Annotated in this window: 2 protein-coding genes; both read left to right on the forward strand. The window is 65.6% G+C overall.

From position 1 onward, the window contains the following. Positions 1–418 precede the first annotated feature (418 nt). The gene (locus tag ACR2JA_RS08390; RefSeq protein WP_434008641.1) at positions 419–1243 is read left to right on the forward strand and encodes a flagellin; all 825 of its coding nucleotides are present in this window, start codon (positions 419–421) and stop codon (positions 1241–1243) included. Between the two features lie 164 nt (positions 1244–1407). Then, positions 1408–1979 (forward strand): flagellar filament capping protein FliD (fliD, locus tag ACR2JA_RS08395; RefSeq protein ID WP_434008642.1); only part of this gene is annotated, 572 nt, incomplete at its 3' end.

Here is a 1979-nt window from a genome sequence, read left to right on the forward strand (position 1 = left end):
CCAGGTCTGCACCCACTCGAGTGACAGCCTCAAGCATGCAGTCGCACCCGGCTGCAGCAGAAACGATCCGGACCCGACAGACCCATAGCCCGAGTCGCTGCAGAGGGTGCGCTGCGCACCGTACGCGTTCACCTGAAAGGCGCCGGACCGAAGCGCAGAACAGCGCTTGACAAACCCGGCTTATCGAACGCAACCGTTACAAACAGCCGCTAAAGAATACGCCGGGGCCACCGAAATTGAACTCAACGAACTTCTAAAAAGGTTCGTCGTCCGGCAAAGCGAAGCGGCGAGGCGGTCAGCGGTCCCAGGGCCCAACCGGCGCGCCACCCGCAACCGGTCATGGCGGTTCACCGCAAGGTGGACGTTGAGATCGGCAGGAATGCCGGATTACCTTTGTTCAATTTTTTAGGAGTTAGACATGAGCACCATCAACACCAACGTGCAATCCCTCAACGCACAACGCAACCTGGCCCAGTCGTCGGGTTCGCTGGCCACCTCGATGCAGCGCCTGTCGTCGGGTCTGCGCGTCAACAGCGCCAAGGACGACTCGGCCGGCCTGGCGATTGCCGAGCGCATGAACGCCCAGGTCAAGGGCATGAACGTCGCGATCCGCAACGCCAACGACGGCATCTCGCTGGCGCAAACCGCGGAAGGTGCTCTGGGCAAGGTGGGCGACTCGCTGCAGCGCATGCGCGAACTGGCCACCCAGTCGGCCAACGCCACCAACTCCACCAGCGACCAGGCCAACCTGGACGCCGAGTACCAGGAACTGGCCTCGGAAGTCACCCGCGTGCTGACCGGCACCAAGTTCAACGGCACCGACCTGCTGTCCACCACCGCTTCGCTGCAGTTCCAGGTGGGCGCGAACAACGTCGGCACCGACCAGATCGCCATTGCCACCGGTGATCTGACCGCTGGCGCCGGCATCACCGCGGTGGTGGGCGGCGACATCACGTCGGCAGCCAACGCCCTGTCCGCGATGGACGACCTGGACGATGCCATCGACGAGATCACGACCGCCCGTGCCGGCTTCGGTGCCGCACAGAACCGCTTCGAATCGGTGATCTCCAACCTGCAGATCGCAGCCGAAAACCAGGCCTCCTCGCGCGGCCGCATCATGGACGCCGACTTCGCCGTGGAAACCGCCAACCTGTCGCGCGGTCAGATCCTGCAACAGGCCGGTACCGCCATGATCGCCCAGGCCAACCAGCTGCCCCAGGGCGTGCTGTCCCTGCTGCGCTGATCAACCATCAGGCACCGGATGCGCCGCGCGCCCAGCGCGCGGCGTGCCGGCGGCGGCGGCACCTCCCGGGTGCCCCGCTGCCTTTGCGTTTGCAGCCGGATGCACAGAGCGCATGCCCATCACGCCCTTCGCGTGTGTTCTGTCCATCCTGAAGGGGAATCCCCATGGCCACGATTTCATCGCCGGGCATCGGCAGCGGTCTCGATGTGCAAAGCATCGTGTCTCAGCTCGTCGCGCTGGAAAAGGCGCCGCTCAACCAGCTCAAGACCCAGGCCACCTCGATCCAGAGCCGCATCTCGGCGTACGGCACCATCACCTCGCAGATCACGGCGCTCAGCGATGCCGCCAACAAGCTCGGCACCGCCAGCGGCTGGAACAGCGTGCTGGCCAGCAGCTCGAACGCGTCGGCGGTCGGCGTCACGGCCGCCTCCGGCGCACCGGCCACATCGCTGACCATGGAAGTCCAGCAACTGGCCAAGGCCCAGTCGGTGGCATCCGGTGCGGTGGCGTCCGGTTCCGGCGTCGGCGGTGGCACCATGACCATCGAGCTGGGCAGCTGGGCCGCCGGCAGCTTCACGGCGGGGTCGGCCACGCCGGTCAGCGTCACCATCAATCCGGGCGAAGACACACTCACCGAAATCGCGACCAAGATCAACAACGCCAACGCTGGCGTGAGCGCCACGGTGCTCAAGGACGCCTCGGGTGAGCGCTTGCTGATGCGGTCCAAAGACACGGG

The organism is Hydrogenophaga sp. (assembly GCF_051007235.1).
GTDB lineage: Bacteria > Pseudomonadota > Gammaproteobacteria > Burkholderiales > Burkholderiaceae_C > Hydrogenophaga.

What these genes read in the sequence shown, in the direction of transcription:
- ACR2JA_RS08390 (WP_434008641.1), top strand. Translation starts at nt 419, where the DNA reads ATGAGCACCATCAACACCAACGTGCAATCCCTCAACGCACAACGCAAC.